Here is a 20,061-nt window from a genome sequence, read left to right on the forward strand (position 1 = left end):
CCGCTAGTATAGAACGAACGGGCGGCGCGCTCTGGGGTCGACGTGGAGAAACCATGTCCGACCTGGCGATTTGCGCACGTGCTCTGTTCTGCTGCCTTTAGGACTTTAGCACGGTAGAGCGCTAAAGCACTCGGGCGCACGATAACCTCACGACTAGCGCAGCGTGGAGTAGCGGGCGGAGAGACGACGGGGACGGAGGGCGTCGTCCCACCGAGGGAGACGACGGGGACGGAGGGCGTCGTCCCACCGAGAGACGACGGGGACGGAGGGCGTCGTCCCACCGTGACATCGAGCAACCGGTTGCAACCTGCGGGCGGAACGTCTGCGCCGCACCCGGGGGATGCGGCGCGGGCGCGGCTAGAACGGCGCGGCGAGGCCCGGGTTGCGAAACTCGATCTCGATCGTATCGCCAGCCTTGGGCGGCTCTGCCCCGCCGCCGGTCGGACACATGAAGAAGGCGTTGGCGCGCTCCGCTTCCATCGAGCCGGGACGTCCGACCACCGGTGTTGCCATAAGCGTGCCATCGGACGCAGCGGTCACGTTCAGAAAGCGGATGCCGAAGAAAGACGCACCCGGCGCAGTCGCCATGCGGGGACGGTCCTCGCCTGCCGGCGCGTGGGCACCCTTCGCGCCGTGGGGCCCACGGGCGGGAAGGTCAGCCGTCAGCCGAGCCGGCACCTTAGGCGCCACCGGTTCGAGCCCCGCCCAACGGCGCATAAGGGGCAGAAGGTAGAAGTCGAGCGTGAACGAAGCGCCGGCCGGCGGACCCGAAATGCCCACCACGGGCGCGGCGTCGACGACGGCGAAGCTCGAGTGGTGGCCCGGCCCATGGTTGGTCTCGTGGCAGAGGACGGTGCCGATCCGCTCGAGCTCTTCGATGTTCCAGTCGGCCGACCCCTTCGACGAACCGGCATTGAGCACGACGATATCGGCCATGGCGCAGGCGCGCTTCACAGCCCCTTCGATCTGAGCCAGGTCGTCGGGAACGATGTCGAAGGGCAGAAATTCCCCGCCCCAGGCCTCGATCTTGCCTCGGGCGAGCAAACTGTTGGTTTCGACGTTCCTGCCCGCCGGCACGTGGGCGCTCCCGGGCGCCACGAGTTCGTCACCCGTGGGAATAAAAGCCACGCGCGGCTTGCGCACCACCGGCACGCTCGCCACGTTGGCGCCGGCCACGCGGGCGGCCACATCGGGTGTGACGACCTCGCCGGCGCAGGCCACCACATCGCCCGCCTTCCGCTTGCTGCCCGGGGCGCGGGTGCCGGCGAAGCGGGCCGACGGCGCCGCGTCGATGAGCACGTGCTGCTCGTCTTCGGACACGCGCACATGCTCGATCACGATGGCCGTGTCGAACCCCTCGGGCATGGCCACGCCCGTGTTGGCGAATTCCCAGTCGACGCCGCGCACCCAGTCGGTCGTATCGGGCAGGGCGCCTTCAGGCAGGCCCTCGAAGGCCGCCCAATGAACGGCGATCGAGTCCATGTTGCAGGTAAGCGCTCCGGGAACGTCGATGCGTGAGGCTACGTCGCAGGCGAGCACGCGCCCGTACGACTGCCCCACCGGCACCGTTTCCATACGATGCGGGAGATCGGGAATGCGGGTGGCATCGATAATCGCCGCCACCGCCTCTTCCCGCGACAGCTCGATATGATGTGAATGGTCGCGCATGGGCAACCTCCTCTACGCTTCTTCGGGCGCACCTTCGTCCGTTTCCTGCATTGTAGCCTTTTGAGAATAAAGAGAGCAGGCACGAGGCCCTCCAACGTAAAAAAGGGCGAGCCCCAAATGAGGCCCGCCCTTCGCATCGAACGGCGTAAGCGCAGGTCCTAGGCCTGCGGCTTGTCAGCGCTTTCTGCGGCGTCCGACGGCACGACGGGCTGGGGCTTGGCGTCCGCAGAGGCAGCGGGTTGCGGCTGCGCTTCCGCAGGCGCATCGTCGTCGACCGGCTCGACAATCGCATCGACCGGAGCCGGGGCGTCTTCGACAATGGGGTTCGACGGCGTCCCCTTGGCGACGGCCGCCTCGCGATCGATCGCCTTGCCGCAGCTCTGGCAGAACTTGTCGTCGTCGCCCACGATAGCACCGCAATTGGGACAGATGAGGGCGCGAGCCGCTTCGTCGGCGGCAGCCTTGGCAGCCGCCTCCTCTTCCTCGCGGGCGCGACGCACCTCGTCGCGAATCTCGGATACCGGCTTGCCGCACCCCGGGCAGAAGGACGCCGAATCCTTCACCTGCGTACCGCACACGGGACAGGTGTAGGTCTTGCGGGCAATCGCATCAGCTTCGGCTTGGGCCTCGATTTCGGTGAGCTGTGTTTGCAGGGCCGCACGCTGGTCGTCGACCGCGGCGATGCCCTCGTAGAGCGATTCGCGGCCTGCCGTGAACGCGGGGTCGTCCTTGGTGGCGTCGTAGAGACTCGCGCCCAGCTGGGCAGCCAGATCGGCCCGCTGGTGGGTAAGGTCCGACAGCTTGCTCTTCAGCTTCAAGGTGCGCGCCGTGCGCGAGGTGGCCGCGCTACCCTGGTTGATCGCGTCGGAAATGCTATTGGAAAGATTGTCGAAGAATCCCATGGCTTGCCTCTCATCGAAATGGTCGGTGGGCCCATTGTACCAACGGGCGTGCACCCCAGCGCCCTGTAGCGAAACCGTAACCGCATCCCTATGGAGGACGTCGTCTGCGACGAAGGAGGGGCAGGGACGTCGACCGCGCGGGATCCGCTTCGCCCAGGGCGCTGGGGCGCGCGCCATCGAGCGAACTTGCAGGCACGCAAGGGGCTGCTATACTAGCGAGCTAATCTTTGGGGCAGCGGCCGGCACGAGGCGCAGGCGCGCACCCCTCGCACGCACGTGCGCACGACCTCAAAGCGCCCACAGAAAGGCCGCGTCATGCGTTCCACCGTGTACGCCTCATCCAACTCCTCTGCCCTCTCGCCCGAAGAACGGGGGCGCATCATCCGCCGCATCCTCTGGGTCATCATGTTCCTGAACCTTGCGGTCGCCCTGGCCAAGTACCTCTACGGCGCCCTCACCGGATCGGTGTCTATGAAGGCCGACGGCATCGCCTCGATGTTCGACGCCGCGTCAAACGTGGTGGGGATCGTGGGCATGGTGCTGGCTGCCCGTCCCGCCGACACCGACCATCCCTACGGGCACACCAAGTTCGAAACCTACGCCTCGGTCATGATCGGCATCATGCTCCTTCTGGCCGCCTGGAACGTCTTTTCCGACGCCTACGCCGCCTTCACGAGCCCCACATCGCACATCGAGGTAAACGCGGGCAGCTTCATCGTGATGGCGGGCACCCTTGCCGTGAACCTGGGTGTGTCGCACTACGAAAAGCTCCGCGGCCGCGAGCTTTCGAGCGAGCTTCTCACCGCCGACGCTCTGCACACCGCCTCCGACGCCCTCGTGACCATTTCGGTCATCGTGGGCCTTGTCTTCGTGCTCGCCGGCTTCCCCATCGCCGACCCCATCTGCTCGCTCATCGTGGCCGTGGCCATCCTGCATTCGGCCTGGGAGGTCTTTCAGCAGGCCAACGAAACCCTTTCGGACATGGCTCGCCTTCCCGAAGCCGAGGTGCGCGCCTGCGCCGAGCAGGTGCCCGACGTGCGCCAGTGCCACGAGGTGCGCACGCGCGGCACCGAGGGCGAAGTCCATATGGACCTGCACGTGCTCGTCGACCCCGACATGACCATCCGCGACGCCCATGCGGTGGGCGACCAGGTGGAAGCGGCTATCCGCGCACAGTTTCCCCAGGTCGCCGATGTGGTCGTCCACCTGGAGCCCGACTGCCCCGAGGAGCGCCGCTAACCGCGCGCGGTCCTCTCCTCGCGACCCCGCACGCTCACGGGGCCACCGTGCCGCTCACCGCTTGCCGGCGGCCCTACGGGCTTTGGAAAATCGGGCGCCCGCACGGCACCCCACCCTCCCCATGCACGAAAAGGCGCCTGCAACTCGTTCGAGCCGCAGGCGCCTTCTTGCACACAATCGAACAGGCCGTCAACCTTAGCCGTTGAGCTTCTGGGCGAGCATCTGGTTGATGACCTTGGGGTTGCCCTGGCCGCGGGTGGCCTTCATGCACTGGCCCACGAAAAAGCCGAGCAGGCCGGTCTTGCCGCCCTTGTAGGCGGCGACCTTGTCGGGGTTGTCGGCAAGCACCTGGTCGATCACGGCTTCGAGCGCGCCCGTGTCGGACACCTGCTTCATCCCCTTTTCCTCGACGATGGCGGCGGGGTCCTTGTCCTCGTCGAGCACGGCCGCGAGCACCTGCTTGCCCTGCTTGGAGGAAATGGCGTCGCTTGCGAGCAGGCCGACGAGCTCGACCGCGCGGGCCGGCGTAAGCGGGCTTGCGGCCAGATCGAAGCCGTCGTTTGCCATGGCGGCAAGGTCGTTGATGATCAGGTTGGCAAGGGGCTTGGCCAGCTTGGCGTCGGCCGTGGCCATGCAGGCCTCGAAGAAGTTGGCCGTCACGCGGTGTGCCACCAGGTGACGGGCATCGTAGGCCGAAAGGCCCCAGGTCTCCTGGAAGCGCTTGACCTTCTGGTCGGGCAACTCGGGGAGCTTGGCGCGCACGCGCTCGATGAAGTCGTCGGACAGGTCGTAGGGAGCCAGGTCGGGGTCGGGGAACATGCGGTAGTCGTCGGCCGTTTCCTTGGTGCGCATGACGATCGTGCGCTTCTTCGACGCATCCCAGTGGCGCGTTTCCTGGTAGATCACGCCGCCCTCTTCGAGCACTTCGGCCTGACGGCAGATCTCGTAGAGCAAGCCGTCGTGCAGGCTCTTGAAGGAGTTGATGTTCTTCAGCTCGGTCTTGGTGCCCAGCTGGGTGGTGCCGCGGCGGCGCAGGCTGATGTTGCCGTCGGCGCGGATCGAGCCTTCCTCCATCGAGCAGTCGGAAATGTTCAGGGCCAGGAAGATCTGGCGCAGCTTTTCCATGAAGAGGCGCGCCTCTTCGGGGCTGCGCAGGTCGGGTTCGGTCACGAGCTCGATAAGCGGCGTACCGGCGCGGTTGTAGTCGACCAGCGAATGCGTGGCGCCCTCGATGCGGCCTTCGGCACCGCCCACGTGAATCATCTTGCCAGCGTCCTCTTCCATATGGATGCGGGTGATGCCCACTTGGGCCGTGTAGCCGTCTTCGGTGCGCGTGACGTTTTCGAAGGTCTCGCCGGGCGCCAGTTCGGCCACGCCGTAGCGCTCGTTGATGTTCTTCTCGTCGACGTCGAGGTCGAGATGGCCGCGCATGCAGAAGGCCTTGGGGCCCTGCGTGGTCTGGAAGTTCTTGGCCATGTCGGGGTACATGTAGCCCTTGCGGTAGAACATCGTGTGCTTTTCGATGTCGCAGTTGGTGGCCAAGCCGGCGAGCACGATCGACTCGATGGCCGCCTTGTTGGGCACGGGCAGGGCGCCCGGCAGGCCCAGGCACACCGGGCAGGTATGGGTGTTGGGCGCCGCGCCGAACTCGAGCTTGCAGCCGCAGAACATCTTGGTTTCGAGCTTGGTGAGCTCGCAGTGCACTTCCAGGCCGATAACCGGCTCCCAGTCCTTAAGGACCTCTTCGATCTTCTTCATCTAGGCACCTGCCTTCACGTCGGCGAAATCGGGCGCGACGCGCGCGGTGCCGTATGCCGTCTCGAGCGCTGCGGCCACGCGCAGCATGTTCATGTCGTGGAACGCCGGCGCGATGAGCTGGGCGCCCACGGGCATATGGGAGTCCTCGCCCAGGCCCACCGGCACGCTCATGCCGCCGTTGCCGGCGATGTTGATGGAAATGGTGTACAGGTCGGTCGCGTACATGGTGGCCGGGTCGGAAATCTGGCCGAAGGCGAACGCGGTCTGCGGGGCCACGGGCGCCAGGATGCAGTCGACCGTTTCGTAGGCCCGCTCGTAGTCCTGGGTGATAAGGGTGCGCACCTGCTGGGCCGGGTAGTAATACGTATCGTAGACGCCGGCGGAGAGCAGGTAGCTGCCCAGCATGATGCGGCGGCGTGCTTCGGGGCCGAAGCCCTTGGCGCGGCTAGCCTCGTACTGGCCGGCCAGGCTCTTGTGGCCCGGGTCGCAGTAGCCGTAGCGCACGCTGTCGAAGCGGGACAGGTTGCTGAAGGCCTCGCAGGGGGCGATTACGTAGTAGGCGCTGATGGCTGCCCGCACGTGGGGCAGGTCGACTTCCACGATTTCGGCGCCCATGGCGCGCAGCTTGTCGGCGGCGTCCTCGATCGCATGCTTCACTTCAGAGGTGAGGCCGGCGGCGTCCATGAATTCGGGCACGATGCCGATCTTCATGCCCGCGACGCCGGCATCGAGCCCCCGCGTGAAGTCGATCGTGACGTCCTGGCTCGTGCAGTCGCGCTCGTCGCGGCCGGAAATGGCGTTCAGCGTCAAGGCCGCGTCGCGCACGCTGCGGGCGAAGGGGCCCACCTGATCGAGCGAGCTGCCGAAGGCCACCACGCCGTAGCGGGACACCACGCCGTAGGTGGGCTTGACGGCGACCACGCCGCAGAAGCTGCCCGGCTGGCGGATCGACCCGCCCGTGTCGGAGCCCAGCGTGACCGTGGCCATGCCCGCGGCGACCGCCGCCGCCGACCCGCCCGACGAGCCGCCCGGCACGCGGGAGGTGTCCCAGGGGTTCTTGGTGGTGCCGAAAGCGCTCGACTCGGTGGTGGAACCGAAGGCGAACTCGTCCATGTTGAGCTTGCCCAAGGGCAGGGCGCCCGCGTCGATTGCCCGCTGGACGCAGGTGGCCGTATAGGGGGACACGTAGTTTTCCAGCATGCGGGAGGCGCAGGTGGTGTGGGTGCCCACGAGGTTCATGTTGTCTTTGAAGGCCACCGGCACGCCGGCCAAGGGCCCGAGCGTATCGAAGGCGCCCGCGGCGATCGCGGCGTCAACCTCGTCGGCTTTGGCAAGGGCCGCTTCGGGCGTAACTTCCAAGAAGGCGTTCACGGTGCCGTCGACCGCGTCGATGCGGGCGAGCGACTGCTCGGCCACTTCGCGGGCGGAAAACTCCTTGGCTGCCAGCCCCGATCGGATGGCGGTGATGTCCATGGTGCCGAATTCCATTAGGCTTCGCCTCCGCCCAGAATCGAGGGGATGAGGAAACTGCCGTCCTGCTGCTTGGGAGCGTTGGAGAGGGCCTCTTCCTGCGTGAAGCTCGTCCCTTCGACGTCCTCGCGCATCACGTTGGACAAATCGCCGATCGGGTGGAAGGTGGGCTCCACGCCGTCGAGGTCGTATTCGGTGATGGGGGCGAGCTCGTCGATGATGGCGTTCAAATCGGCTGCCATCTGCGGAATCTCGCTATCAGCGAGCCCGATGCGGCAGTATTCCGCTATAGCGCGCACGTCCTTTTCGGTCACATGCTCTGTCATTGCACATCCTTTGCTGTTCGCGGGCGCGAGGGGAAACGCTCGTGCCGAGAAACCGGCTGCTTGGTCGCACGCTATGATAGCAAACCATTGTGTCGGGCGGACGATGCGCCCCGCCCGCATCCCGCGCGCCAAACGCCCCCACATCTGCGAAAATGGAAGCGAGGTACCCAACATGAACGATTCTCCCTTCCGCACCGTCGAGATCATCGCCAACCCGACCGCCCGCAACGGCGAAGCCGCCGAAGCCGCACGCTGGCTGCGCGCCCACGCCGTGCCCGCCGGCCGGTTAGGCAACGCGCCCGCCCGCATCACGGTGGTCGACACCGCCCGCCCCGGCGACGCCTGCCGCATCGCCCGCACCACTGCAGCCGACGTCGTGGTGGGCCTGGGCGGCGACGGCATCGCCCACGAAATCGCCCAGGGGCTCATGGCCCGCCCTCGCGACGAGAGGCCCGCCTTCGGCCTTCTGCCCTTCGGCAACGGCAACGACTACGCGCGCACGATCGGCATGCCCGCTAACGACGTGGAAGCCGCCTGGCGCGCCCTCGACGGCGCGATCGTCCGCCCGCTCGACGTGGGCGAATGCAACGGGACCTTCGTGTTGCAGACCGCGAGCTTCGGACTCGACGCCGCCATCGCCCTGGGCACGCAGGACCGTCGCGCGCGCACGGGCATCACGGGCACCCGCCTCTATCTGGAAGAGGGCTTCGACCAACTCGCCCACCATCTCGTCACGCGCCACGCCACCATCGCCCTCGACGAAGGCGCGCCCTTCGACTTCCCGCTCATCTTGGGAGCCGTGCAGATCGGCCGCACCTACGGCGGCGGGTTCGACATCTGCCCCACCGCCGACGCCGCCGATGGGATCTTCGATATCTGCCTGGCGGAAGGCCCGGTAAGCCCTGCCCAGGCCCTCTTCGTCTTCCTGCGCGCAAAGCACGGCCGTCACTTGGGCAACCGTCACATCACCAGCCTGAGGGCACGCCGGGTGGAAATCACCTTCGACCAAGCACCGCCCTGCCAGGTCGACGGCGAGCGACTCGAGGGCAGGCGCTTCACGCTGACGATGCACCCCCGCGAGCTCGACGTCCTCTGCGGGCGCGAGCAGCGCGCGAGCCGTTAGCGGTTGGGATAGTAGCGGGCGACGCCGTCTTTCACCTCGCGGGCCACCGCGTGAGAGGCGCGCAGGTAGGACAGGTAGACGATGCCCTCGCTCGAAATGTAGCGGCGCTGGCGGATGTCGATGTCCTCCCAGGTGTCGTGGGGCACGTTCCAGGTGAGCGAGCGTACCGCTTCCTCGCCGGTCATGCCGGGCCGCGCGGTGATGTTGCGCAGGGCTTCGTGCAGGCGGTTGCGATGGTGGGCGGCCAGATGGTCGATGCGATCGCGCACGCCCTTACGCAGGGGGCCGTGCGAATGGAGCAGGGCCGTGGGGTGGATCGACCGCACGCGCTGCAAGCTCGAGAAGTACTGGGCGAGTGCATCATCGTAGCCGGGCAAATACTCGATGCCGGGCGACAGCTTGAAGAGGATGTGGTCGCCGCCGAAGAGCAGGCCGCTTTCGGGTTCGTAGAGGGAGGCGTGCCCGGGGGTGTGCCCCGCCGTGTCGACGACGCGCAGGGAAAGCGCCCCCACCTGGAGGGCGTCGCCCGGATAGACGAGGGCGATATCGTGACGGGCCTCGTCGAAGACGTCGCCTTCATGGGAGGCGCGTGCGATCGTGCCGTACGCGGCGGGGCAACCTTCCATGACCATGCGGTCGCCGATCATGTCGAGCCAGGCGTCCACCTGCGAAAGGCGCATCACATGGTCCTCCCGCGCGGTGAGGTAGACCTTCTGGGACGGGGCGGCGATCCGGTCGAGCAGGCCGATGTGGTCGAGATGGGTGTGAGTGACGAAGAAGGACGTGCGCTCCGGGTCGAGCGCGAGCTCTTCCAACCCCGCCTTGAGAATCTCAAAGCCGGCGTCGGTCGGGGCGCCCACGTCGATGACGAGAGCCTCCCCCTGGCTGCACACCACATAGCAGTTGGTTTCGTTGGTAGCGAAATTTTTGAAGGGAACCTCGATGAGGAAGACGTCGGGATCGACATGGATCTGATGGGCGATCATGCGTGGGAACCCCCTTTCGGCTTGGCGGGACGAAGCGTGCCGCGCGCGGCCTGCACCGCCGCCACAAGCGTCGCGCCCAACGCCGCCCCGCAGGTATCGGTAGCCCAGTCGAGCACGTCAACCGTGCGGCCGGGTACGAAAGACTGGTGGAATTCGTCGGTGGCCCCATAGCCGCTCGCGATGGCCAGGGCGAGAAGACAGGCGGCCGGCCAGCTCGTATGGCTGCGCAGGGCATTGGCGAGCAAGATGCCGAAGAGCAGGTACTCATTGAAATGGCAAAAGGGCGACACCGGGTCCTCGTGATAGCCGAACAGGGCGTTGAGGATGCCGGCAAGGACCTCGCGGACCCCTTCGAACACGCCTTCGCCCAGATCGCTGCCTGTATGAGCCGACATAAAGAAGATGAAGCCCGCCTGACAGGCAACGAGCACCCAGCTTGCGATGGTGTAGGTTGTAGAACGTGCGGGCACGGCTTCCCTCCTTAGACTTTCGCTCTATACTAGCGCCTGAATATCGGCTTCACGAAAAGGGCGCGAATGGGAAGCGAGTATAGGCATATCCCTCAGGGGTTCGACCCGGTCTTCGACGGCAATGCGCGCGTGCTCGTCCTGGGGTCCTTCCCCTCGGTGCTCTCGCGCGAGAACCGCTTCTACTACGGCAACCCCCGCAACCGCTTCTGGACGGTCGTGGCGGCGGTGCTGGGCGCGCACGTGCCGCCCAACGAGCCCATCGACGCGTCGATCGCGGCAAAGACGGCCCTCCTGCATGCGGGCGGCATCGCCCTGTGGGACGTGGTGGCCAGCTGCGACATCAAGGGGTCGTCTGACGCGAGCATCCGCAACGTGCGCGCCAACAGCATCGGGCGCGTCCTTTCCGCTGCGCCCATCGAAGCCGTTTTCGCCAACGGGCGGGCGGCCGAAAGGCTCTACCGCACCTGGGTGGAACCCGCCACGGGCATGCCGATTACCGGCCTGCCTTCCACCAGTCCCGCCAACGCGGCCTGGCACACCGACCGCCTTGTGGCAGAGTGGGCACACGCCCTTGCCCCCTACCTGGACTAACCTACCCGCATCGCCAAAGGAGCCGCATGAAACCCATTTCCGGACGCACCAAGCTCATCACCGTCATCGGAGACCCGATCGAGCACAGTCTCTCGCCGCAGATTCACAACCGCGCCCTGGAGAAGGACGAACTCGACTACCGCTACCTTGCCTTCGACATCCTCCCCGACCAGGTGCCCGCCTATCTGGACGCAATGCGCACGATGGGCATCGTGGGCACCAATGTGACCATGCCCGACAAGCGCACCGTCTTCGACAACGTGGACGCGGTCGACCCCGTCGCCGCGCTCGTGGGCGCCTGCAACACCGTGGTGAACGACCATGGGAAGCTCATCGGCTACACCACCGACGGCTACGGCTTCATGAAGACCTTCGAGTCGGCCGGCATCCCTGTGGCCGGGCGGAAATTCGCCCTGCTCGGCATGGGCGGCGCCGGCACGGCGGTCGCTGCCCAGGCGGCTGTGGACGGCGTGGGCGAACTCGTGGTGTTCAACCGGGCCAACGGCCGGTCGTGGGCAACCGCGGAAGTGGAAATCGAGAAGATCCGCGAGGCCACGGGGGCGACTATCCGCCTGTGCGATTTGAATGACCGCGACCTGCTGCGGCACGAGCTGGCCACCACCGACTTCCTTGCCAACACGACCCCTATCGGCATGGCCGCCCAGATCGGCCTGTCGCCGGTGCCCGACGTAACCTACTTCCACCCCGGCATGGTCGTGCAAGACGCGATTTACGCGCCCGAAGAGACCGAGCTCTTGCGCTTGGCCCGCCTGGCGGGCTGCACGGCCTTCAACGGCAAGTCGATGCTCTTCTGGCAGGCGTCGCGGTCCTACGAACTCTGGTTGGGTCACCCGATGCCGATCACCATCGAGGAAGCCTACGCGTAAGGTCTCCCGTCCCCGCCGCCCCGTCCGGCGCAGGCGCGGGTCGCGCGGGTCGCGGTCGCATCCCCCTGGGGCGCCCTGCGCCCCAGGGGGATGCGACTCCCCGGCTGCGAGCGCGCTAGAGAAAGCGCGTGATGGGTTGGGCTCCCGTCACCTCATGCCCCGGCCACCCGACCAACGGTTCTGGCTTACGCGCTTTCTTACACGCGCGCTCGCAGCCGGCGCTCACAGCGCTTGCCCGCGCCTGCGCCGGACGGGGCTTTGCGAATGGGTTGGTTCCGCGACGACCCGAGGCGATACCGACATCGAGTCAGTGCGGGGGGGGAAGTTGGTCGTTGCCCCTCGGGCGCGCGTGCGGCGGCTGTTTCGGGCTTCGCCCGAAAAGCGCCGCCTCCCGCGCGCCCGAGGGGCAGCATTTTGTTTGTGCCCCCTTCAGGCGGGGCCTGAAGGGGGCACAGCGGGCGTCACAACTAGGGAGAGGGCACCGCGAAGCGGGGCCTATCCTATACGTTGAACTTGAAGTTGAAGATGTCGCCGTCTTGCACGACGTAGTCCTTGCCTTCCATGCGCAGCTTGCCGGCGTCGCGGCAGCCCTTTTCGCCGCCCAACTCGTCGTAGTCCTTGAAGCTGCAGGTTTCGGCCTTGATGAAGCCGCGCTCGAAGTCGGAATGGATGACGCCGGCGGCCTGCGGAGCCTTGGCACCGATCGGCACCGTCCAGGCGCGCGATTCCTTTTCGCCGCTCGTGAAGAAGCTCTGCAGCCCCAGCAGCTTGTAGGCTTCGCGGATGAGGCGGGCCAAGCCGCTCTCTTCCAGCCCCAGGGCCTCCAGGTATTCCTTAGCCTCGTCGGGGTCGAGCTCGGCCAGGTCGGCTTCGATCTTGGCGCAGATAGGCACCGGCGTCGTGCCGTCGATTTCGGGCAGGTCGGCGTCGACCTGGTCTTCGTCGACGTTGGCGATGTAGAGCATGGGCTTCATCGTAAGCAGGCAAAGCTCGCGAATCGCTTCGGCTTCATCTTCCGAAAGGCCAAGGGTGAGGGCGCGGTGGCCTTCGTTAAGGCCGTCGAGGACTTTCTGCGCCGTTTCGAAGGTGAGCGTGCGGCTCTTATCGCGCTTGGATTCCTTCTCGAGGCGCGGCAGGGCCTTTTCGAGCGTGGCCATGTCGGCCAGGATGAGCTCGGTCTTGATGGTTTCGACGTCGCTTGCGGGGTTCACCTTGCCGGCCACGTGCACGACGTCGGGGTCGCTGAAGAAGCGCACGACCTCGCAGATCGCGTCGGTCTCGCGGATGTTGGCCAAGAACTGGTTGCCCAGGCCCTCGCCCTGGCTCGCGCCCTCCACCAGGCCGGCGATGTCGACGAATTCCACGGTTGCAGGCACGATGCGGGCCGGATGGTCGATTTCCGCCAAGCGGTTCAGGCGCGCATCGGGCACGGGCACGACGCCCACGTTGGGCTCGATCGTGGCGAAGGGGTAGTTGGCCGCCAGGCCGCCCTTTTTCGTCAGCGCAGTGAACAGGGTCGATTTGCCGACGTTGGGCAAGCCGACGATACCGATGGAAAGCGACATAGGTTATCTCCTGAATTTCGAACTTGCGCCCGAACCCCGCGCCGCGCAAAGGCGACGCGGGACGCTCGAGCCTTCTCATCATAGCAAAGCTGCCGAAACGAGGGCGAAATTGACCCAAGGCGTCATCGGAACACCGTGAAGGACGACAGAGCTCTCACGTGTACCGCACGGCTTTTCACACCTCCGTACGGAAGCGAACGGTAGTTTACGTCCGTACCCATTGCCCTTACGGAAGCGGAATCGCCTTCGCTTCCGTAATCACCCTTCGATCGGAACCAAAACGCATCAAGGCAGGGCCCCACGCAAAAGGGCGCCCCGGGAATCCCCGAGGCGCCCCTTCACCGCACGATGCGCGCGCCGCTAGAAGCTGAAGATGCCGAACTGCGCGCCCACGTAGGCAACGAGGATGACAATCAGCAGGATGGGCGCCACGTACTTGACCATGATCGTCCAAGCCTTTTCGGCACGGAAGTCGGCCGACCGCTTGATTTCCTCCACAAGCACCTTGGGCTTGATGATCCAACCCACGAAGAGGACCGTAAGAAGCTCGACGATCGGCATGATGACCGAGTTCGAAATGAAGTCGGCGAAGTCGAGCAGGGTCGAGCCCTCGCCGAGCGGCTGAATGAACGAAAGACCGTTGTAGCCGGCGTTGATGAACAGGCCCATGGCCACCGTGTAGATGAGCACGCCCACAAGAGCCTTGCGGCGCGACCAGGCCGCCGAGTCGACCACGATCGACACGCAGGCCTCGATGAGCGAAATAGCGCTCGTGAGGGCCGCGAAGAACACAAGCAGGAAGAAGGCGAAACCGATGATCGGGGCCATCGCGCCCATCTGCTCGAACACGCCGGGAAGGGTGATGAACATGAGCGAGGGGCCCGATTTGGCCGCCACGGCTTCAGCCGACCCCATGGCGATGAAGGCCGCCGGCACGATCATGAAGCCGGCGAGGATCGACACGGTGAGGTCGGCGCCGCCGATCCACATGACACTCGTGGTGAGCTTCTCTTTCTTCGACAGGTAGGAGCCGTAGGTCACCATGATGGCCATGGCGAGCGACAGGCTGTAGAACATCTGCCCCAGCGCGGCGATCACCAGTTCGGGGCTGAACTTGCTGAAGTCGGGCGTGAGATAGTAGGCGATGCCGTCGAGAGCGCCCGGGAAGCTGGCCACGTAGACGGCGATGGCTACGGCAGCCACGAGCAGCAGGGGCATCATAACGAGATTGGCCTTTTCGATACCGCCTTTCACGCCGAGCGACACGACCAGGAAGGCCACCGCCATGAAGACGAGCATGAACAGGGAGCTCGCTTCGGGGCTCGTGATGAAGCCGGTGAAGAAGGTGCTCCCGTTGGCCACGTCGGCCGGCGTATCGGTGAGGTAGGACGCCATGTACTTGGCGACCCAACCGCCGATGATGCAGTAGTAGGGCGTGATGATGAAGGGCACGATCGCGGCGAGGACGCCGATGAAGGTGTACTTCTTGCCGAAGGACCTGAAGGCGCCGATGACCGACTGGCCCGTTTTGCGCCCCAGGGACGTTTCGAGCAGGAGCATGCTGATGCCGAACGTGAACACGAGGAGGATGTAGGTGAGGATGAACATGCCGCCGCCGTATTTGGCCGCCAAGTAGGGGAAGCGCCACATGTTCCCCAAGCCCACTGCGCTCGCCGCGGCGGACAGGATGAACATCCACTTGCCCGACCAGGAAGCGCGCTCTGCGATTTCTGCCATAGGTTTTCCTTCCAATGAGGCTGCGCATATGTTTTATTCGCAGACCTTGTAAAAAACCCGTTCAGTATACGATATCTCGCCGCAATCATTTAGCCCGAGAAGGAAAAGCGGGTCAATGAGCCTGTGAAACGGCACGATTACGTGCCGCTCTCACACCGCCGCCTACCCTAGCTTGCGCGCACCTCCCACACTGCCATCTGCCCTCACGTATGCATCCACGTAACAAACGCTGAGAGCACCCGCATGGTCTGCCAATCAAGTTTTCGAAGAAATCGGCGCCCTTCGGCCTCTTTCGGTCACGTCGACCTACTAGTTGTTGCACATTTTTTTGCGTTTCGTGGAAAACTATGTCTTTCTTGACGTCATTCGGAAGCCGATTGCCTCGAAAACTCGATCGCCGTGCCAGAGAGCCACGTGTTTCGTTTCGGGCAAGGACCGCGACGGCATCGGTTGCAGCAAAAAGCTTCAGGCACCATACACCCGCTTTGAGGCGGAAGGCACAACGCCGGCCGAGGCGAAACGGGCCGTACGGACCGACGTCAGATGGCCGCGCGCGTCTTCGAATACGGCAAGGCGGCCGTCGCGCGAGGTGTAAATCGACCGAAAGGTGGCAGCAGAAACCGGTTCGGCCGAAACGGCCTTCCTCTCGCTACTCGTTGGTGCGGCGGCGGTAGCGGAGGCACCCGCTTCGGCCGACCCAGCAGCAAGCCCCTCGGTGCGTACGCGCGCGCAGGTTCTGCGCGCGCCCCGGTCACGCTCGGCTTCCGCGCTCATCGCGCCTTCCATTCCAGATGATCGTAGGTCACCTTCCAAAAGACGAGCCCGGCGGCCGGGGCCTTCTCCCCCGCCGCCTCGCGGTCGCACGCACGAAGCACCTCGTCCACCCACGCAGGCTCGCGCAGGCCGCGCCCCACGGCCACAAGGGTGCCGGCAATGGTGCGTACCATGGAGTGCAGAAACGCGTTGCCCGTGATGTCGATAGCCACGAGCTCTTCCCCGCCCACCTCGACGCGGTCGACCGAAAGCGCGCCCACATAGCGGTGGGTCGGTTTGTCGACCGCCGACGCCGCCACGCAGAAGCTTTTGAAATCGTGCTCGCCGATCAGGTAGGTTGCAGCCTCGTTCATGGCCGCCACGTCGAGCGCACCCGACCGCACGTGCCAACAGAAGTCGCGCATTATCAACGGCGCCACCGGCGCATCGCTCACGAAATAGCGGTAGGTGCGGCTCACGGCGTCGAACCGGGCCGAAAAGCCGTCGGGCGCCACCACGGCGTCGCGCACGCCCACGGCCTCGTGGGTGAGCGCGTTGAGCGACCGCACCAAGGTGTGCAGGGGTCGCGCCGCACATTCGTCTTCCGTAAGCTCGAAGGACACTACCTGGCCCAGGGCATGCACGCCCGTGTCGGTGCGGCCCGCGCACACCGTGTCGACCGGCCGGCGGTACACGGTGGCAAGCGCCTCTTCAAGCGTGTCCTGCACGGTGGCGATGGCGCCGGGCTGGCGAGCGAACCCGTGAAAGGGCGCGCCGTTGTAGGAAACAAGCAGGGCGACGATGGGCATTAGGATGCAGCGCTCCAGATCTTGCGGCCGAAGAGCTGGTGAAGCTCCTGATAGAAGTTGCGGTTGTGCGAGTCGATCGTGAGGGGCAGATCGGCACGGAACTTGCGCCCATCCTGCTGGCGTACATAGAGCACGGCCCCGTCCTGACCGGGGTACTTCTTCAAGATCTGCGTGAGGAATTCAAGATTGCTCTGCGACAGGTCGCGCTGCTGCACCGATAGCTCCACCGTGCGCGGCTTGACCTCGCCGGGGGCGTCGGGCAGCTCGATGCGTTCGACTTCGAAGGCCATGAGCTGGTTGCGGTCGCCCGCTTCGTACTTGCCCTTGACCTTGACGATCGCGTCTTCCTGAATGGCGTCGCCGCACTCCTCGAACTTGAAGCAGACGCAATCCACGTGGCCCGTGGTGTCTTCCAGCGTGAAGGTGGCCATACGCTTGCCCTTTTTCGTGAGCTTGGTGACCACGCTGGACACCATGCCCACGAAGGTGGCGTTCTTGATATCGCGCTCGCGTTCGGCCAGGTCGCCTAGGCGGAACTTCGACAGCTTGCGGAGCAGGTCGCCGTAGGGCCGCAACGGATGGTCGGACACGTAGATCTTCAGAATCTCCTTCTCGTAGGCGAGCAGGGTGCGCTTGTCCCATTCGATGCCGTCGGGTTCGGGCACCTCTTCGGAAAAACCCGAATCCTCCTCGTCGGAAAACATGTCGAACATGCTGATCTGGCCGCGATCGCGGTCCTTTTGGCGCTTGGCGGCGCTTTCCAGAAGCGGCGTCTCGTCGATGAAGTACATGCACTGCTTGCGCGTGTAGCCCGTCGAATCGAAGGCGCCGGCCTTGATAAGGGCCTCGAGCGTCTTGCGGTTGTAGCACTTCGAATCGAGGCGGTAGACGAAGTCGTGCAGGCTCGTGAAGGGGCCGTTTTTCTCGCGTTCGGCGATGATCTGCTCGACCACGGCCGCGCCCACGCCGCGCACGCCGGCAAGGCCGAAGCGGATGCCTTCGTCGGTCGGGGTGAACTCGAGCTTGGACGAGTTGATGTCGGGCGGCAGCACGGGCAGGTTGATGGCCTGGCAGCTGGCGATGTAGTGGATGAGCTTGTCGTTGTTGGTCAGGTAGCTGGAAAGCACCGCCGCCATGAACTCGGTCGGATAGTGGGCCTTCAAGTAGGCCGTGCGCATAACGAGCACGGCGTAGCAGGCCGAATGCGACTTGTTGAAGGCGTACTGGGCGAACTTTTCGGCGTCGGACCAAATCTTCTTCGACACCTCGAGCGAGTAGCCGTTTTCGACGGCACCGTTGTTCCAGTCTTCCTCGAGCGCCTTCATGACCTCGAGCTTCTTCTTGCCCATGGCCTTGCGCAGCTTGTCTGCCTTGCCGGCCGAAAAGCCCGACATGCGCATCGAGATCTGCATCAACTGCTCTTGGTAGACGATTGTGCCGTAGGTTTCTTCCAGAATGGGGCGCAGGCGGTCGTCGTAGTAGACCACCGGCGTCTTGCCACTCGCGCGGTTCACGTAGTCGTCGACCATGCCCGATTCCAAAGGACCCGGGCGGTTCAGGGCAATCGACGCGACGACGTCGGAGAACTGGCGCGGCTTCATGCGGGCGAACAGGGTGACGTAGAGGTTGCCTTCCACCTGGAAGAGGCCGTCCATGTTGCCGCCGCACATGAGCTTGTAGGATTCGGGGTCGTCGAGCGGAATGTCGGAGGGGTTGATGTCGACGCCGAAGCGCTCGCGCACGTTGTCGCAGGCACGGCTGATCACGCCCAAGGTGCGCAGACCCAGGAAGTCCATCTTCAACAGGCCCAGTTCAGGCGTGTAGTGGCCGTCGTACTGGGTGATGATGCCGCCGCCCTTGGTGTCGCGCTTCACGGGCACGTGGTCGGACAGGGGGTCGCGGCAGATGATCGTGGCGCAGGCATGCACGCCTTCGCCGCGCACCTGGCCTTCGATCGAACGGGCGGCGTCGATCACGGCTTTGGTGTCAGGTTCGGTTTCGTAGGCGGTCTTCAGGTCGGGGTTGGTGTCGAGCGCCTGCTGGATCGTGATGCCCAGCTCGCCGCCGATCAGCTTGCAGATCTTGTCGCCCACGTTATAGGGGTAGCCCAGAACGCGCGCCGCGTCGCGCACGGCGTTTTTGGCCTGGAGCTTGCCGAAGGTGATTACGCCGGAGATGTGGTCTTCGCCGTAGAATTCGCGAACGTGCTCGATCACGTCCTGGCGATGCTGGTCGTCGAAGTCGACGTCGATATCGGGCATTTCCACGCGCTCTTCCGAAAGGAAGCGTTCGAAGAGGAGGCCGTACGGAAGAGGGTCGAGGTCGGTAATGCCCATGGCATAGGTGACGATGGAGCCGGCCGCCGAGCCACGGCCCGGCCCTACGCCGATGCCGTTGTTCTTGGCCCACATGATGTATTCCTGCACGATCAGGAAGTAGGCCGGGAAACCCTGCTTGATGATGATGTGGGCTTCGTGCTCGTAGCGCTCGATCACGTCGGGGCGCAGCTCGCCGAGCTCTTCCATGTTCTGGCATTTGCCTTCGCCATAGCGCTTGACGAGCCCCCTTTCGCATTCCTTGCGGAACCAGCTGACCTCGGTTTCGCCGTCGGGCACGGGGAACTTGGGCAGAATGGAGTCGCGCTCGAGGACCACGTTGCACTTTTCGGCGATCTCGAGGGTGTTGTCGCAGGCTTCGGGGAAGTCCTTCAAAGCCTCGCGCATTTCCTCTTCGGTCTTCATGTAGAACTGGTCGGTAGAAAAGCGCATGCGATTGACGTCGTCGACCTGACTGCCCGTGCCGATGCAGAGCATGATGTCCTGGGCCTTGGCGTCTTCGTGCGTGAGGTAGTGGAAGTCGTTGGTCGCGATGGTCTTCAAACCGCATTCGCGCGCGATCTGCGCGAGCTGAACGTTGAGCTCTTGCTGGGTGTGGCCTGCATCGGTCACTACGCCCTGGTTCTGCAGCTCGATGTAGAAATCGCCTGGCTCGAAGCAGCTGGCGAGCTTTTTGGTCCAAGCGACGGCGTCGTCGTACTGCATGTTGTCGAGAAGGCGCGGGACGATGCCGGCGATGCAGGCGGTGGTGCCGATAAGGCCCTTGCCGTACTTCTGCAGCATCGCGAAAGTGGTGCGGGGCTTGTAGTAGAAGTTGTCGACATGGGATTCGCTCACCAGTTTGATGAGGTTGTGATAGCCTTCATTGGTTTTGGCCAGCAAAACCATGTGGTAGAGGCGGGGCTTGCCCTCGCGCTTGAGCTCGTCGTCGGTGGTGAAGTAGATCTCGCAGCCGAAAATCGGCTTGACCTTCTGGCCCGTTTCCTTTTCGAGGGCCGTGCAAGCGTCTTCCAGTTCGGGCACGCCGCTCATGACGCCATGGTCGGTGATGGCAACGGCGGGCATTCCTAAATCGGCCGCACGCTTGACCATGTCTTTCACATGCGTCGCGCCGTCGAGCAGGGAGTACTCCGTATGATTGTGCAAGTGAACAAACGCCATGGGATTCGCCTTAGATACGTCCTCTAATCTTTCAGGCCCCCACTATACCAGCCGCACACTTGTTCGTGGTGGGGCAACCATGGAGTTTGGCTCGCGACGAGAGCAGGCGATTCTGGGGCGCCCTTACTCCCTCGACGAATAACGCATAATTCTGGCAAACTTCTAAGGGAAATGGGAGTAATCGTTCAGTATTGTGCGTTATTTCCCGGGAGGGTGGCCGCCAAAGCCTTGGGCGGTTGCAATCGGGCACAACGCGACCGCGGCCGGGACCCCTCGGACG

Annotated in this window: 15 protein-coding genes; 4 read left to right on the forward strand and 11 right to left on the reverse strand. The window is 64.7% G+C overall.

Features of this window, described 5'->3' with window-relative positions:
* Positions 1 to 357: 357 nt before the first annotated feature.
* Positions 358 to 1,668: a molybdopterin-binding protein gene (locus tag BN3270_RS00600; protein ID WP_058985186.1), complete on the reverse strand. Its 1,311-nt coding sequence runs from the start codon at positions 1,666 to 1,668 to the stop codon at positions 358 to 360.
* A 158-nt stretch (positions 1,669 to 1,826) separates the two neighbouring features.
* Entirely contained in the window at positions 1,827 to 2,570 is a 744-nt protein-coding gene (locus BN3270_RS00605; RefSeq protein WP_058985187.1) for a zinc ribbon domain-containing protein, read from the reverse strand.
* Between the two features lie 315 nt (positions 2,571 to 2,885).
* On the opposite strand from BN3270_RS00605, the gene BN3270_RS00610 reads away from it, so the two are divergent.
* Positions 2,886 to 3,809: a cation diffusion facilitator family transporter gene (locus tag BN3270_RS00610; protein ID WP_058985188.1), complete on the forward strand. Its 924-nt coding sequence runs from the start codon at positions 2,886 to 2,888 to the stop codon at positions 3,807 to 3,809.
* 195 nt (positions 3,810 to 4,004) lie between these two features.
* On the opposite strand, the gene gatB is transcribed toward BN3270_RS00610, so the two are convergent.
* The 3 genes from gatB to gatC are packed head-to-tail and all read right to left on the reverse strand — an operon-like array spanning position 4,005 to position 7,363.
* Positions 4,005 to 5,567: an Asp-tRNA(Asn)/Glu-tRNA(Gln) amidotransferase subunit GatB gene (gene gatB, locus BN3270_RS00615; RefSeq protein ID WP_058985189.1), complete on the reverse strand. Its 1,563-nt coding sequence runs from the start codon at positions 5,565 to 5,567 to the stop codon at positions 4,005 to 4,007.
* Positions 5,568 to 7,055, reverse strand: a complete 1,488-nt coding sequence (gene gatA, locus BN3270_RS00620; RefSeq protein ID WP_058985190.1) for an Asp-tRNA(Asn)/Glu-tRNA(Gln) amidotransferase subunit GatA — start codon at positions 7,053 to 7,055, stop codon at positions 5,568 to 5,570. It abuts the gene before it with no gap.
* Positions 7,055 to 7,363 carry an Asp-tRNA(Asn)/Glu-tRNA(Gln) amidotransferase subunit GatC gene (gatC, locus tag BN3270_RS00625; RefSeq protein WP_058985191.1) on the reverse strand — a complete coding sequence of 103 codons (309 nt, stop codon included), beginning with the start codon at positions 7,361 to 7,363 and terminating at the stop codon, positions 7,055 to 7,057. Before gatC ends, gatA begins: the two co-directional genes overlap by 1 nt.
* A 172-nt stretch (positions 7,364 to 7,535) precedes the next feature.
* On the opposite strand from gatC, the gene BN3270_RS00630 reads away from it, so the two are divergent.
* Positions 7,536 to 8,486: a diacylglycerol/lipid kinase family protein gene (locus tag BN3270_RS00630; RefSeq protein WP_167551303.1), complete on the forward strand. Its 951-nt coding sequence runs from the start codon at positions 7,536 to 7,538 to the stop codon at positions 8,484 to 8,486.
* Here BN3270_RS00630 and BN3270_RS00635 read toward each other — a convergent pair.
* Positions 8,483 to 9,472 (reverse strand): MBL fold metallo-hydrolase, encoded by a 990-nt coding sequence (locus tag BN3270_RS00635; RefSeq protein ID WP_058985193.1) that lies wholly within the window; start codon positions 9,470 to 9,472, stop codon positions 8,483 to 8,485. The two genes, BN3270_RS00630 and BN3270_RS00635, sit on opposite strands and share 4 nt — an antisense overlap.
* Positions 9,469 to 9,942: a VanZ family protein gene (locus BN3270_RS00640; protein WP_058985194.1), complete on the reverse strand. Its 474-nt coding sequence runs from the start codon at positions 9,940 to 9,942 to the stop codon at positions 9,469 to 9,471. Before BN3270_RS00640 ends, BN3270_RS00635 begins: the two co-directional genes overlap by 4 nt.
* A gap of 66 nt (positions 9,943 to 10,008) precedes the next feature.
* On the opposite strand from BN3270_RS00640, the gene BN3270_RS00645 reads away from it, so the two are divergent.
* Together BN3270_RS00645 and BN3270_RS00650 are read left to right on the forward strand one after the other, a co-directional pair.
* Positions 10,009 to 10,533 (forward strand): DNA-deoxyinosine glycosylase, encoded by a 525-nt coding sequence (locus BN3270_RS00645; protein WP_058985195.1) that lies wholly within the window; start codon positions 10,009 to 10,011, stop codon positions 10,531 to 10,533.
* A gap of 26 nt (positions 10,534 to 10,559) precedes the next feature.
* Complete coding sequence (locus BN3270_RS00650; RefSeq protein ID WP_058985196.1) at positions 10,560 to 11,420, forward strand: hypothetical protein; 861 nt, start codon at positions 10,560 to 10,562, stop codon at positions 11,418 to 11,420.
* Between the two features lie 500 nt (positions 11,421 to 11,920).
* Here the strand turns inward: BN3270_RS00650 and ychF are convergent, their stop codons facing one another.
* From ychF to dnaE, 4 genes are all read right to left on the reverse strand, one after another.
* Positions 11,921 to 12,985, reverse strand: a complete 1,065-nt coding sequence (gene ychF, locus BN3270_RS00655) for a redox-regulated ATPase YchF (RefSeq protein WP_058985197.1) — start codon at positions 12,983 to 12,985, stop codon at positions 11,921 to 11,923.
* A gap of 360 nt (positions 12,986 to 13,345) precedes the next feature.
* On the reverse strand, positions 13,346 to 14,722 hold the full coding sequence (locus tag BN3270_RS00660) for a sodium-dependent transporter (protein WP_058985198.1): 1,377 nt from the start codon (positions 14,720 to 14,722) through the stop codon (positions 13,346 to 13,348).
* Positions 14,723 to 15,492: 770 nt separating this feature from the next.
* On the reverse strand, positions 15,493 to 16,284 hold the full coding sequence (gene truA / locus BN3270_RS00670) for a tRNA pseudouridine(38-40) synthase TruA (protein WP_058985200.1): 792 nt from the start codon (positions 16,282 to 16,284) through the stop codon (positions 15,493 to 15,495).
* On the reverse strand, positions 16,284 to 19,781 hold the full coding sequence (gene dnaE / locus BN3270_RS00675) for a DNA polymerase III subunit alpha (protein ID WP_058985201.1): 3,498 nt from the start codon (positions 19,779 to 19,781) through the stop codon (positions 16,284 to 16,286). Before dnaE ends, truA begins: the two co-directional genes overlap by 1 nt.
* Between the last annotated feature and the right edge of the window lie 280 nt (positions 19,782 to 20,061).

It is taken from the genome of Hugonella massiliensis, from assembly GCA_001486445.1.
Lineage (GTDB): Bacteria > Actinomycetota > Coriobacteriia > Coriobacteriales > Eggerthellaceae > Hugonella > Hugonella massiliensis.